The sequence below is a fragment of the Labrys sp. Lb11 genome (assembly GCF_057554225.1).
The window spans coordinates 41,585-53,903 of record NZ_BAAJOT010000010.1 but is presented as its reverse complement, the minus strand read 5'-3'; the positions used below and the strand labels follow the sequence as shown (position 1 = coordinate 53,903).

The following is a 12,319-nucleotide window of genomic DNA, read 5'->3' as shown; positions in this document are numbered from 1 at the left end:
GTTCCCGGCATGATCCCGCAATCCCGGGGCCTCGGAACCCCGGTGGCTCTCCTGTGCGGCCCATGGGCCGACTACGGCCCCGTCGGCGATCGCCCCTCGCCGAGCGCTCATCGGACCAGCCCCTGTGTCCTCACCCCGGAAAGTGGCACGCCACCTTTCGCCCCGCGCCATGCTCGGCCAGGGCCGGGCGCTCGGTACGGCAGCGGTCCTGGGCGATCGGGCAGCGCGGGTGGAAGCGGCAGCCGGCGGGTGGCTTGAGCGGGCTCGGCACGTCACCCGACAGGATGATGCGCCGGCGCCGGCCTCCGGGGGTGGCCTCGACCACCGGCACGGCCGAGATCAGCGCCTGGCTGTAGGGGTGGGCCGGGGCGTGGAACACCGCCTCCGAGGGGCCCTCCTCGACGATGGAGCCGAGATACATCACCGCGATGCGCGTCGACACCTGGCGCACCACCGACAGGTCGTGGGCGATGAAGATGTAGGTCAGCTTCAGCTTGTCCTGCAGGTCGGCCAGGAGGTTGACGATCTGGGCCTGCACCGAGACGTCGAGGGCCGAGACCGGCTCGTCCAGCACGATCAGGTCGGGGTTGAGCGCGATGGCGCGGGCGATGCCGACGCGCTGACGCTGGCCGCCGGAGAACTCGTGCGGGTAGCGCTGGACATGGTCCGGCAGCAGGCCGACGAGGTCGAACAGCTCGGCGACGCGGGCGCGGATGCCGGCGGCGTCAAGGCTGGTGTGGACGCGCAGCGGCTCGGCCACCAGGTCGCCGACCCGCCGGCGCGGATTGAGCGAGGCCGAGGGGTCCTGGAACACCATCTGCAGGCGGCGGCGGAACGGACGGAGTTCGGCCGCCGAGCTGGCGGTGATGTCGGCGCCCTCGAACAGGAGCTGGCCGTCGCTGATGTCGTAGAGCCGGACCAGGCAGCGCGCCAGGGTGGACTTGCCGCAGCCCGACTCCCCCACGAGGCCGAGGGTCTCGCCGCGCCTCACCGTCAGCGAGATGGTGTCGACGGCATGCACGGTGCGCCGGCCCTCGGCCGAGAAGCGGGTGCCGATGGAGAAGCGCTTGGAGAGCGCCCGCGTCTCGAGGATGGGCGGATGCGAGCTGGTCATGGCGTCGCTCCGGCTTCGGCCACGCGGAAACAGGCGGCGGCATGGGCGCCGTCGCCGAGGGCGGGCTTGCCGGCGGCGCAGGGCTCGTAGGCCACCGGGCAGCGCGGCGCGAAGGCGCAGCCGGGCGGCAGGCGCAGCAAGGACGGCGGCGAGCCCGGGATCGCCGGCAGGCGATGCGGCTTCTCGCCGGTCAGCGGCGGGATCGAGCCGAGCAGCGCCCGCGTGTAGGGATGCCGCGGCTCGGCGAAGAGCGCCGCCCGGCTGCCGCGCTCGACGACGCGCCCGGCATACATCACCATCACCCGGTCGGCGAGCTCGCAGACCACGCCCATGTCATGGGTGATGAATACCACCGCCGAATTGTGGGTGGCGCGCAGCTTGCGCACGAGGTCGAGGATGCCAGCCTGCACCGTGACGTCGAGCGCCGTGGTCGGCTCGTCCGCCACCAGCAGCGCCGGATTGCAGGACAGAGCCATGGCGATCACCGCCCGCTGGCGCATGCCGCCGGAGAGCTGGTGCGGGTAGCGCGACATCGCCTCGCGCGGATTGGGGAAGTTGACCTCGGCCAGCAGTTCCTCCACCCGCGCCAGCGCCGCCGACCGGGAGATGCGCCGGTGCGCCCGGATCTGCTCGGCGATCTGCCAGCCGATGGTGTAGACCGGCGTCAGCGCCGTCATCGGGTCCTGGAAGATCATGGCGATCTCGTTGCCGCGCAGGCGCCTGAGCTCGCGCGACGGCAGCCCGACCAGTTCGCGGCCGCGATAGCGGATCGAGCCCTCGATCACCGCGTTGGGGTCGGTGATCAGGCCCATCACCGCCAGCAGCGACACCGTCTTGCCCGAGCCGGACTCGCCGACGACGCCGAGGATCTCGCCCTCGCCGAGGTCGAACGACACGCCGTCGATGGCCTTGACCACGCCCTCGTCGGTGCGGAAGGAGACCCTGAGGTCGCTGACCGACAGCATCATGACGTCTTCACACGCGGATCGAGCAGGATGTAGACGAAGTCGACCACGGCATTGGCGATGACCACGAACATCGAGGCATACATCACCGTGGCCATGATCATCGGCAGATCCAGGCTCTGCAGCGCGTCGTATGTCAGCTTGCCGATGCCCTGGAGGCCGAAGACCACCTCGGTCAGCAGGGCCGAGCCGCCGACCAGCGCGCCGAAGTCGAGCCCGAACAGGGTGACGAAGGCGATCAGCGAGGTGCGCAGCGCGTGGCGCAGCAGGATGCGGGTTTCCGACAGGCCCTTGGCGCGGGCCGTGCGGATATAGTCCTCCTGCATGGATTCGATGATCGCCGCCCGCAGCACCCGCCCGTAGATGCCGATATAGAGGATGGCCAGCGTGATCCAGGGGATCACCAGGGTCAGGAACCAGCCCTTGGGGTCGTCGGAGAAGGCCTTGTAGCCGAGCGGCGGCACCCAGGAGAAAGCCCAGGTGTCGTGGTAGCGGCTCTGGGTGATCAGGTTCATCACCTCGCCCAGCCAGTAGACCGGCATGGAGATGCCGATCAGCCCGAGCGCCATCAGCAGCCGGTCGAGCCAGCTGTCGCGGGTGGCCGCGGCGACGACGCCGATCAGGATCGAGAACACCACCCAGAGCACCGCGGCGCCGAAGACCAGCGACAGCGTCACCGGGATCGAATCCAGCACCGCCGGCACCACCTTCCAGCCGCGGTTGACGAAGGAGGTCAGGTCGCCGGTGATGAAGATCTTCTTCATCATCAGGGCGTACTGCACGTAGAGCGGCCGGTCGAAGCCGAAGCTGTGGCGCACCGCCTCCAGCACCTCCGGCGCCGCGTTGCGGCCGGCGATGCGCGCCGCCGGATCGGCGCCGGGCGTGGCGAAGAAGATCAGGAAGACGATGACGGAGATGCCGAACATCACGAACAGCATCTGTCCGAGGCGGCGCAGGATGGCGTAGATCATGCACCGCGCCCCAGCCGGATCTTCGAGCGCGGGTCGAGCGCGTCGCGCAGGCCGTCGCCGAAGACGTTGAGCGCCATCACCGAGACCGCGATGGCGATGCCGGGGGCGAGCGCCACCACGGGCCGCGTGTAGAGCAGCGCCTGCCCGTCCTGGATGATGGTGCCCCAGCTCGCATCGGGCGGCTGGACGCCGATCGACAGGAAGGACAGCGCCGATTCCGTCAGCATGTTCAGCGCCATCATCAGCGGCACGAACACGATCAGCGTGGTGGTGATGTTGGGCAGGATGTCGCGCCAGAGGATGCGCGGGCCGGGCACGCCCAGATTGACGGCGGCCAGCACGAACTCGCTGCTCCGGAGCGCCAGCACCTGGCCGCGGATGGGCCGAGCCACATAAGGAATGTAGACGATGCCGATGATGATGATCGGCAGCCACAGGCTGCCCGATTCGATGGTGATCGGCCCGATGGCGATACCCTGGGCGATCGTGACGATCGAGAGCGAGATCGCCAGGAGATAGATCGGGAAGGCCCACAGGATGTCGAGCAGGCGCGACAGCAGCGTGTCGGTGACGCCGCCGAAATAGCCGGCGACCAGGCCCGCGGCGGTGCCGAGCAGCAGGGTCAGCACCGTGGCGACGCCGGCGATCATCAGCGAGTTGAGGCCGCCGTAGAGCAGGCGCGCCATCACGTCCCGCCCTTGGTTGTCGGCGCCGAGGAAGTAGTTGCCGAGCCGCCAGGTCGGGCCGAGCGGCGTGTAGCCGAGCCCGAGCCCCTCGGTGGACTGCTCCATCACCGGCACCTCGGCGCCGTCGATGGTGATGACGGCATCGAGCGTCGACATGAAGGGATCGACGCCGGCCCAGCGCGCATAGAGCGGCGCGCTGAGGCAGGCGACGACGATGATGAGGAAGACGGCCAGGGCTGCCATGGCCGTCCGGTTGCGCGTCAGCTTGGCGAAGGCGAGGGCCCAGGGCCCTCGCGTCCGGCGCGGCGCGGCGACGACGTCGGTCGACACGAGAGCCACCCGTCAGCCTTGCGTCACTTCACCCAGGACTGCGTGACGATCCAGTAGAACTGGGCGTTGAACTGGAAGTTGCCCAGGCGCTTGCTGACGAAGTCGACATGCTTGGGCGTGAACAGCGCCACCGCCGGCGCCTTGTCGGTCACCTCCCTGTCGACTTCGGCCCACAGCTTGTTGGCGCCGTCCTGGTCGGTGACGCCGAGATCCATCGCCTGCTTCATCTTGGCATCGATGTCCTTGTCGCAGAAGCCGGAGATGTTGATGGAGGAATCGGAGCCCTCGCGGAAGCTGTCGCAGCTGAACAGGATGTTCAGGAAGTTCGAGGCGGCCGGATAGTCCTGGTACCACTGGCTGACCGACATCTGCACCTTGTTGTTGGTGTTCTGGATGTAGGTGAACTGCAGGTTCGGCGAGATCGGCTTCACGTCGGCCTGGTAGCCGATGCTGGTCAGCACGCTCTGCAGGTAGACGCCGATGGCGCGCGACACCGCCGTGTCCTCGACGATGACCGTGACCTTCTGGCCCTTGGTGCCGGACTCCTCGACCAGTTGCTTGGCCTTGGCGAGGTCGGGCGCGGTCCACTTCGTGCCCGGATCCTTGGTGAAGGGGCAGTAGTCGACATGGCCGGGGAAGTTCGGCGGCAGCACCTGGCAGACCGGCGTCGCCAGCACCTTGCCGCCGAACAGGTTCACCAGCGTGTTTCGGTCGACGGCATAGGCCACGGCCTGACGGGCCTTCTCGTTGTCGAACGGCGCGAGGCGGGTGTTGAGCGGGGCGTACCACCAGGCGGTCAGCGGCGAGATGTGCACCTGGTCCTTGTACTTGGTGCCGATCTCGACCAGGCGGTCGGTCGGCGGCTGGTCGTACATCCAGTCGGCCTCGTCCTTCTGGATCGCGGTGACGGCGGCTTCCTCGGTCAGGCCGAAATCATACTGGACGACGTCGGGATAGCCGTCGGGCTGGGCTTCCTCGCTCCACTGTTTGAAGTGGGGGTTGCGGGTCAGCGTCATGCCCTTGTTCGGATCATAGGCCGAGATCATGTAGGCGCCGGTGCCGGGCAGCGGGTTCGAGCCGACGTCCTCGATCGGCGAGCCGGCGGGCAGGATCACCGCATGCGGCATCGCCAGCTTGTCCATGAACTCGGCATCCGGCTTGGCGATGTTGATCGTGATCGTGCCGGCGGCCTCGTCGCCGCTGATGCCGCCCTCCAGCGTGCAGTCCTTGGGCGCGGCCAGGCATTTGTCGGCGCCGAGGATGCCGGCATAGAAGGTGCCCGAGGTCGGGCCCGACACCTTGAAGATACGCTGGAACGAGGCGATCACGTCCTTGACGCCGAGATCGGCGCCGTTCGAGAACTTGATGCCCTTGCGCAGCTTGAAGGTGAAGGTCTTGCCGTCGTTGCTGACCTCCGGCATGGCCTCGGCGAGGTCCGGGACGATGACGAAGCCGTCCTTGCCGGCAGCCTTGCGGAAGGCGACCAGCCCGTCATAGAGCGGCTGGAACACCTGCCAGTACTGCAGCGTGTAGTTGATGTGCGGGTCGAGCGTGCCGGCGGCCGAACGCGCCAGCATGCGCAGCGTGCCGCCGCGATGCTCCTGCAGATACTCGGCCTTGGCCGGAGCCTGCCAGCCCGCGGCCAGCAGCGCGGCGGCCGACGCCGCCAGGAACAGTCTCTTCATCATCATGCGCCCCTTCTGGTTGTCACGCCGCTCAGCGTCGTTTGGGAACAAGTGCTTCGGTTATCGATCGGGTGCAACCTTTCAGCCGTCATGGCCGGGCCGGCGCCCTGTTTCCGAACGGCGGCTCACCGGTCGTGCCGGTCGAGGAACTCGCCGACGATCCGCATGCATCGTTCCGTCTCCTCCACATGCGGCATGTGGCTGGACTCCTCGAAGATCTCCCAGCGCGATCCGGCGATGCCGTCCTTGTAGGGCTGCACCGTCGCCGGCGTCGCCTCGTCGTGGCGCCCGGAGAGGATCAGGGTCGGGACGTCGATCGCCGGCAGGCGGTCGATGATGCTCCAGCTGCGCAGCGTGCCGATGACGAAGAACTCGTTCGGCCCGTTCATGGTGTTGTAGACGGTCGGGTTGCGCTTGACCTGCTCGAAGCTCGCCGTCACTTCCGGCGGGAACGGCGCCACGCGGCAGACATGCCGCTCGTAGAAGGCCATGGTCGCGGCCTCGTAGTCGGGATGGTCGGTGGTGCCGGCCTGCTCGTGCCGCGCCAGCGTTTCGCGCACGTCGGCCGGCAGGTCGGCGCGCAGCCGATTGGCCTCGCTCACCCACAGCTCCATCGAGGCCGGCGAGTTGGCGATGGTCAGCGACCGCAGCCCGCTCGGCCGCCGCACTCCGTATTCGGCGCCGAGCATGCCGCCCCAGCTCTGGCCGAGCACGTGGAAGCCGCCGCGGATGCCGAGATGGTCGACGAGGTTCTCCAGCTCGTCGACGAAGAGCTGCGGCGTCCAGAACTCGGCGCCCTTGTCGGGCAGCAGCGTGGAGTTGCCGCAGCCGAGCTGGTCGTAATGGACAACCGCCCGGCCCTGCAGCGCCAGGAGCTTGTAGGAATCGACATAGTTGTGGGCGACCCCCGGCCCGCCATGGAGGATGACGACCGGCGTCTTGCCGGCGCCGAGCTCGCCGGACACCCGGTACCACGTCTCATAGGAGCCGAACCCGGCCCGTCCTTCCCTGCTTGCGATCGAAGACACCGTCCCGTCCCCTCCTGCCGTCCGAACCTATGTGCCGCCGCCCGGCGCAGCGCCGTTCCAGCCCGCGTGAACCCACTGCTCCAGCAATTGCACGCCGAAGCCGCGCGCGCCCTGCCGGCCGAGCGGCCGGTCGCCGTCGGAGAATTCCTTGCCGGCGATGTCGAGATGCACCCAGGGACGGTCGGCGGTGAAATGCCGGAGGAAGGCGGCGGCATAGGGGGCATCGCCGTCCTCGAGGTTCCTGGCATGGTGCCTGAGATCGGCGAAGGGCGAGTGCAGCCCCTCCTCATAGGCCCGGTCGAGCGGCATGCGCCAGAAGCGCTCGCCGACCGCCTCGCCCGCCCCGATCAGGCGCGCGGCGATGGCGTCGTCCGTGGCGAACAGCCCGGCGAAGACGCTGCCGAGGCCGCGCATCACCGAATAGGTCAGGGTCGCGAGATCGATCATCGCCGCCGGCTGGAAGCGCGTCGCCGCGTAGTGGAGGCAGTCGGCCAGCAAAAGCCGCCCTTCGCAATCGGTGTCGAACACCTCCACCGTCTGCCCCGACAGGGTGGTGATGATGTCGCCGGACTTGAACGCCTTGCCCGACGGCAGGTTCTCGGCGAAGCCGAGCACGCCGACGGCGTCCACCGGGCTGCCCTGCCGGGCAAGGGCCAGGAACAGGCCGGCGACGGCGGCCGCGCCGGCCATGTCGCCCTTCATGTCGAACATTTGCGGCCCGGTCTTGGCGCACAGGCCGCCGGAGTCGAAACAGATGCCCTTGCCGACGAAGGCGAGCGGCGCGCCGCCGCTCCCGCCGCGATGGCGCAGGACGACGACGACGGGCGGGTGCTGCGACGACGAGCCGACCGCCAGCAGCGCATTCATGCCCAGCCGCCGCAGCTCGGTCTCGTCGAGCGCCTCGATCTCGACGCCGGCCTCGCGCAGCGGGCCGAGATGGTCGAGGACGTTGCCGGGATGCAGCATGTTGGCCGGCAGGTTCACCAGCCGGCGCGCGAATTCGACGCCTTCGGCGATGGCGCCGACCCGCGCCATGTGCGGGGCGAGCTCGACCTCCGGCACGCCGACCAGTTGCACGCGCCAGGCCGCATCCGCCGCGGCCACCGGACGCTGCCGGCGCAGGTCGAAGCGGTAGCGCCTGAGCCTGAGGCCGAGCGCCAGCCGCGCCAGGACTTCCCCCGCCGGCAGCGCGGCGTCCTCGGCGGCGTCGAAGAGGATCGTCGCGGCGTCCTCCTGCTCCCGCTCCAGATGCGCGGCCAGGGCGCCGCCTGCCTCCGCGGCCGACAGGGCGGTCACGGCCCGCGCCTCGCCGAGGCCCAGGACGACGATGCGGCGTGCCGCCACGCCGTGGGGAGCCAGGATGTCGACGCATTCCCCGGTCCCGCCGCAGAAGCGCGGGCCGGCGCAGGCGCGCGCCAGGGCTCCGCCGGTCTCGGCGTCGAGCGCCGCGGCCCGCGGCCCCAGCCCGGCCTGCCCCCAGCGCAGGACGACGATCACCGGCGCATCGGCGGCAATCGCGTCGGCGGTTTCAAAGACGGGAGGCGGCGACTCGGGCATTGCATGGTCTCGAATTCATCTGACAAAGCGTTATCGCAAGGAGGCAGGCCGGAACAAGCACGCCTTCGCCGGGATCCGCCGACGCAGTCCGGAATTTGCCGGGCGCCACCCGGCGCCGGGCGAACCGGCCACAGCGCCGGGACGACACGCCGATGCGCCGGTCCGCGCCCCTCGGACGGAGCCTTGCGGGACGGGCGTCGAAGGCCTTCGAGGATCCGATCATTCCGTCATGTTTTGCGCGCAGTGGACGGCGGGGGCCGTGGCCTTGGCAAGGCACTTGCAGTACAGGCTCGATCATGCGCCGGGCCTGACGAGGCCGGCAGGGACGGGAGCGGACTTGACCCATGATCGCGAGACCTCTCGCCGTCGCGCGCGCTGCATGCGGCGCACCGCGCGCCCGGCCAAGCCACGCGGGCGGTCATCGCCGGCCATCGGCGAAGGCGCGGATGCGGCCGGCCGCCGCCCCCTCCCCTGACGATGCGCTGGACTGGAAGGATTTCACGCCATGAAGGACGTTTCTCCGAAGGCTCTCATCGCCGGCCTCGCCCTCGGCGCGGCGGTGACCGGCCCGGCCCTCGCCAACGACACCAGCGCGGTCATCGGCGTCGGTGGCCTGGAGCTCACCAGGTCCGACGACATCGCAATGGCGAGCGAGGACCTCTACCTGTCGCCGAGCGAGGTGCGCGTGCGCTATGCCTTTCGCAACGAGAGCCGGCGCGACATCACCACGACCGTCGCCTTTCCGCTGCCCGACATCGACCAGGACGATTTCGGCACGATCGTCTTCCTGCCGGCGGACAAGGAGAATTTCGTCGACTTCCGGGTGACGATCGACGGACAGCCCGTCCAGCCCAGGCTGGAGGAAAAGGCGATCGGCGGCGATGGCGCCGACGTGACGGAAGCCGTCAAGGCCGCCGGCCTGCCGCTCAATGCGCGGCTGCCCGGATGGAGGGAGAAGATCGCCGCCCTGCCCCGGCAGGCCCGCGAGAAGCTCGTGCACCAGAAGCTCCTGCAGCGCGATCCCGGCGCCGAATCCGGCGATCCCTCCCCGGACTACTTCGCCACCTGGACGCTCAGGGCGGCCTTCCACTGGGACCAGACCTTTCCGGCCGGCGCCACCGTGGCGGTCGACCATCGCTACAAGCCGATCGCCGGCGGCGTCTCGGTGTTCGCGGACCAAGGCCAGCTCAAGGACTACAAGGCCTATTGCCTCGACGACCAGGGCAAGGCCGGCCTGCGCCGGCTGCTGAAGCAGACCGCGCAGGCCGCCGATGCCGATCCGCAGGCCCCGGCGGGCATCGCCCCCCTCGAGGTGGCCTATGTGCTGAAGACCGGCGCCAACTGGAAGGGACCGATCGGCGACTTCCGCCTGACCATCGACAAGGAGAAGCCGGACGCGATCCTCTCCCTCTGCCTGCAGGGCCTCAGGAAGACCGGGCCGACGACCTTCGAGCTGCGGCAGACGGACTTCACCCCGAAGGAGGACATCCGTTTCGTGGTCTTCAAGCCGTAGGGCCAGCCGACATCGAAACCGATGGTGCCGGCATTGCCGGCCTCCCGAAGCCCTGCGCTCGATCCGATTGCTCAATCTCCAGGCTGTCGCGTGCGGCCCGTGCCGGACCCCGGCGCCGGCGAAGATCGGCGGCGTATGCCGCGACCGGGCGTCGGACGCCTGCGAAGCCCCCTGCGCACGACCACATCGACGATCGTTTTGTGACAAATGATCGCCCTGTGACAGACCCAGAATACCCTATCGGCACCCCTCGGAGACAGCACGCCGGGGCCAACGACAGATCTGCCAAGATATCCCGCACAATGCTCAAATATGCAGCAGACAACTTATACGTGCTTTTCGCCCTGAGATATCAGTGTCATATTCATCTGCGACAGTGCTTCTGTCGTTGTTCGCAGTCTGGAAATGGGGATACTATGGACGATCAAGCCGTAGCAGCAACGTTGACCGCCGCCATTCTTGCCAAGACTGAGTTCCCGACCGGCAAGGATCCCGTCGCGGTCGCCGTCTACTCCTATCGGCGCGTGCTGAAGAGCGTGGCAAGAGTCCATGCCGCCGAAGACCGCTTGGCCGCCCAAGCTTCGATCGGCGTCGTGCGCGACGACAAGCCGGCCCTCCTCAAGTCCTGGCAGAAGAAATGAGGCCGCACGGCTGACCCCTGCTTCAGGGGCTCCGTCGCGTCCTCCGGCGGCGGCCCGAGTTCCGATCCGTCGCTGCCCGCCGCGGATCGCCTCTCGGGCCGCCGCCACGCCAGGTTTCCCCCCGAGGCTCACCATCGGCCGTCCGCCGAGCTGCTCAGGAGAATTCCGATCGTCCCGGCGCCCAGTCCCGGGCAGGCCTGCGGACCGGCCAGCCACTGGAATGCTCCGGTGCAGACGTCGTCGACGAACGGGTCGAGGAGCCCGGCGACATCCGACCATGCCCGGCGCGTGAGACGCCAGGCAAAGCCCGGCTGCCGCCCGCATCGAACGACGCCGTCGTCGGTTCCGGCTGCGATCATCGTCAGCGTGCAACCCGCGACCGGGAAAAAGCCGGGCAAGGCATCCACCACACAAGATTGCATCGCCCCTGCGGCCAATCCTTCGGCTGCGCTGCGCAGGGCCAGGAACTCCCGTCGCGCGGTCCCGTGGATCCGGACCAGCGGACAGGCTGCGGCGCCCTGCTCCAGGAATTCCAGGCGCATAGCCCCTCGTCCCCCTGCCGTTGATCGGGCGGGCAGATTACGCCGGTTCACGGGCGTCGGCCGGGCTTGCGATCGCCGACGATGGAAACCCGATCGATCGATTGTCGCCACGAACCATCGGGGAGTAGATGTAACACTTGAAAATGGGCGTGGGAGGGTGCGGCAAGGCCGGCGGTTCCCCGCGCAGGCGAAGCCGCTCGGGGACTGCGGATGCAGGAGATGCCACATTGGTTTGCGCGCCGGTATAATTCGGTCTCGGCCCGCACCCGCGAAACCGATCCCGACGCGCAGTTCCAGATCCGGCAAATCCATGCGGAACGCCACTCTTCCCGCCTGTCGACCATCGATGTCGACGACGTCTATGTCCTCGGCCTTCACGACCGGGGCGGGATTGCGATGGCGGGCGCAATCCATGACGATGCGCTGACGGCCGTCTTCCTGTGGGGCGAGGGAACGACCTTCAATCGGCAATTGAGCGACGTGCCGCGCCTTCGCGTCCTGGGGCCGGGAACGGAATTCGACCTGAATCTTCCGGGCCGCTATCACCTCATGCGGATCGGATTGCGCGCCGAAAGGCTCGACGCGCTGCGCGAGGCAAGCCCGGCCGATTCGAGGCAGCGCCTCTGGCAGATGCCGGGCGTGCACGAAGGGGGCTTTGCCCCTGGTGCGGAACTGGGACTCCAGCAGCGGCTCCTGCGCACGACCGCCTTTGCCGAGGCGGCGGCGCGCAGCGGCCATGACTTTCACGACGCCCTGGCGGCCGCCGCCAGCGAGACGGGAGCCGCGCTCATGCGCACGCTCGCCGGCACGGAGGAACCGCCGACGCAAGGCATGCAGAATTACAGCCACCGCCGCATCGTCGACGCCGCGCTGACCATCCTGCACGGCAGCCCCTACGCCCCCGTCTCGGTCAGCGCCGTCTGCGAGACGCTCGGCATCGGCGAGCGGATGCTGCAGCGCGCCTTCGTGGACCGCTTCGGGATGAGCCCGCGCAGCTACGAACGGGAAAGGCGGCTTCGCGCGGCGCATGGCCTCATCCTGACCGACGGCAATCAGCTTTCGATCACCGATATCGCGATGAGCTTCGGCTTCTGGCATCTCGGCCGCTTCGCTGGCGCCTATGCGGCGCTCTTCGGGTGCTCGCCGAGCGAGACCCGGCGGCGCATCTGGGGCATCCCAACGGAGACGTCATCGATGCTGCCGGCCTGAGTCGAACCGCCGGCCGCCGATCATCGCGGGAGCGACGATGGCATCGGCGGCATTGCATGCCGGACAGGACCGGCTTGT

The 12,319-nt window shown here is 68.8% G+C and carries 11 protein-coding genes; 3 read left to right on the top strand and 8 right to left on the bottom strand.

Translation table 11 applies throughout. The features are described 5' to 3' along the window. Positions 1-130: 130 nt before the first annotated feature. The 7 genes from AC27L4_RS30620 to AC27L4_RS30590 form a co-directional block, all read right to left on the bottom strand. Positions 131-1,114: an ABC transporter ATP-binding protein gene (locus tag AC27L4_RS30620; protein WP_487146447.1), complete on the bottom strand. Its 984-nt coding sequence runs from the start codon at positions 1,112-1,114 to the stop codon at positions 131-133. Beyond that, positions 1,111-2,082 carry an ABC transporter ATP-binding protein gene (locus AC27L4_RS30615; protein ID WP_487146446.1) on the bottom strand — a complete coding sequence of 324 codons (972 nt, stop codon included), beginning with the start codon at positions 2,080-2,082 and terminating at the stop codon, positions 1,111-1,113. Before AC27L4_RS30615 ends, AC27L4_RS30620 begins: the two co-directional genes overlap by 4 nt. After that, a complete protein-coding gene (locus AC27L4_RS30610; RefSeq protein WP_487146445.1) occupies positions 2,079-3,050 on the bottom strand; it encodes an ABC transporter permease in 972 nt (323 codons plus the stop codon). Before AC27L4_RS30610 ends, AC27L4_RS30615 begins: the two co-directional genes overlap by 4 nt. After that, positions 3,047-4,066, bottom strand: coding sequence for an ABC transporter permease (locus AC27L4_RS30605; RefSeq protein WP_487146444.1), 1,020 nt, complete (start codon positions 4,064-4,066; stop codon positions 3,047-3,049). Before AC27L4_RS30605 ends, AC27L4_RS30610 begins: the two co-directional genes overlap by 4 nt. A gap of 23 nt (positions 4,067-4,089) precedes the next feature. After that, a complete protein-coding gene (locus AC27L4_RS30600) occupies positions 4,090-5,757 on the bottom strand; it encodes an ABC transporter substrate-binding protein (protein ID WP_487146443.1) in 1,668 nt (555 codons plus the stop codon). Positions 5,758-5,876: 119 nt separating this feature from the next. After that, the gene (locus AC27L4_RS30595) at positions 5,877-6,779 is read right to left on the bottom strand and encodes a proline iminopeptidase-family hydrolase (RefSeq protein WP_487146442.1); all 903 of its coding nucleotides are present in this window, start codon (positions 6,777-6,779) and stop codon (positions 5,877-5,879) included. Between the two features lie 27 nt (positions 6,780-6,806). Then, positions 6,807-8,336, bottom strand: a complete 1,530-nt coding sequence (locus AC27L4_RS30590; protein ID WP_487146439.1) for a leucyl aminopeptidase — start codon at positions 8,334-8,336, stop codon at positions 6,807-6,809. Between the two features lie 505 nt (positions 8,337-8,841). Here AC27L4_RS30590 and AC27L4_RS30585 point away from each other — a divergent pair. Both AC27L4_RS30585 and AC27L4_RS30580 read left to right on the top strand, forming a co-directional pair. Continuing rightward, entirely contained in the window at positions 8,842-9,849 is a 1,008-nt protein-coding gene (locus tag AC27L4_RS30585; RefSeq protein ID WP_487146438.1) for a DUF4424 domain-containing protein, read from the top strand. A gap of 416 nt (positions 9,850-10,265) precedes the next feature. After that, positions 10,266-10,490 (top strand): hypothetical protein, encoded by a 225-nt coding sequence (locus AC27L4_RS30580; RefSeq protein WP_487146437.1) that lies wholly within the window; start codon positions 10,266-10,268, stop codon positions 10,488-10,490. Positions 10,491-10,618: 128 nt separating this feature from the next. Here the strand turns inward: AC27L4_RS30580 and AC27L4_RS30575 are convergent, their stop codons facing one another. After that, complete coding sequence (locus tag AC27L4_RS30575; protein ID WP_487146436.1) at positions 10,619-11,032, bottom strand: hypothetical protein; 414 nt, start codon at positions 11,030-11,032, stop codon at positions 10,619-10,621. Positions 11,033-11,242: 210 nt separating this feature from the next. Here AC27L4_RS30575 and AC27L4_RS30570 point away from each other — a divergent pair, with 210 nt between their 5' ends. Further along, positions 11,243-12,241, top strand: a complete 999-nt coding sequence (locus AC27L4_RS30570) for an AraC family transcriptional regulator (protein ID WP_487146435.1) — start codon at positions 11,243-11,245, stop codon at positions 12,239-12,241. Positions 12,242-12,319: the final 78 nt, after the last annotated feature.

What these genes read in the sequence shown, in the direction of transcription:
- AC27L4_RS30620 (WP_487146447.1), bottom strand. Translation starts at nt 1,114, where the DNA reads ATGACCAGCTCGCATCCGCCCATCCTCGAGACGCGGGCGCTCTCCAAG.
- AC27L4_RS30615 (WP_487146446.1), bottom strand. Translation starts at nt 2,082, where the DNA reads ATGATGCTGTCGGTCAGCGACCTCAGGGTCTCCTTCCGCACCGACGAG.
- AC27L4_RS30610 (WP_487146445.1), bottom strand. Translation starts at nt 3,050, where the DNA reads ATGATCTACGCCATCCTGCGCCGCCTCGGACAGATGCTGTTCGTGATG.
- AC27L4_RS30600 (WP_487146443.1), bottom strand. Translation starts at nt 5,757, where the DNA reads ATGATGATGAAGAGACTGTTCCTGGCGGCGTCGGCCGCCGCGCTGCTG.
- AC27L4_RS30590 (WP_487146439.1), bottom strand. Translation starts at nt 8,336, where the DNA reads ATGCCCGAGTCGCCGCCTCCCGTCTTTGAAACCGCCGACGCGATTGCC.
- AC27L4_RS30585 (WP_487146438.1), top strand. Translation starts at nt 8,842, where the DNA reads ATGAAGGACGTTTCTCCGAAGGCTCTCATCGCCGGCCTCGCCCTCGGC.
- AC27L4_RS30580 (WP_487146437.1), top strand. Translation starts at nt 10,266, where the DNA reads ATGGACGATCAAGCCGTAGCAGCAACGTTGACCGCCGCCATTCTTGCC.
- AC27L4_RS30575 (WP_487146436.1), bottom strand. Translation starts at nt 11,032, where the DNA reads ATGCGCCTGGAATTCCTGGAGCAGGGCGCCGCAGCCTGTCCGCTGGTC.
- AC27L4_RS30570 (WP_487146435.1), top strand. Translation starts at nt 11,243, where the DNA reads ATGCAGGAGATGCCACATTGGTTTGCGCGCCGGTATAATTCGGTCTCG.